1 protein-coding gene is annotated in these 256 nt (G+C 59.8%); it reads right to left on the bottom strand.

Annotated elements, in window-relative coordinates; translation table 11 throughout:
- A partial coding sequence (locus tag SB847_RS21590) for a hypothetical protein (RefSeq protein ID WP_410578732.1) occupies positions 1-256 on the bottom strand: 256 nt, incomplete at both ends.

Raw genomic sequence — 256 nt, 5'->3', positions numbered from 1 at the left:
AAAGCTCCAACCTGTCTCCCGAAATCTCCATGGGAAGAAGCTCGTGGGGGCGCGGAGCCAGAAGATCGCAGGCCGGACCGTAGACCCAGGGGAAAGGATCTATGGGAATGCAATAGCTCGGATGCGACAGATTCATCGCTTTGGATGCTTCGCTCCAGGCGCCAGTGCCAGTGATCGGAAAGCCGGGAGCGCGGCTGATAAGCAGGCCGCGATCGATCCAGCCGCTGCCCATTGCCCAAACGACAATGACGCTTGC

It is taken from the genome of Bacillus sp. SIMBA_026 (assembly GCF_046535335.1).
Classification (GTDB): domain Bacteria; phylum Bacillota; class Bacilli; order Bacillales; family Bacillaceae; genus Bacillus; species Bacillus velezensis.
The sequence above is the reverse complement of the archived record's forward strand: the minus strand, read 5'-3'. Positions and strand labels throughout refer to the sequence as shown.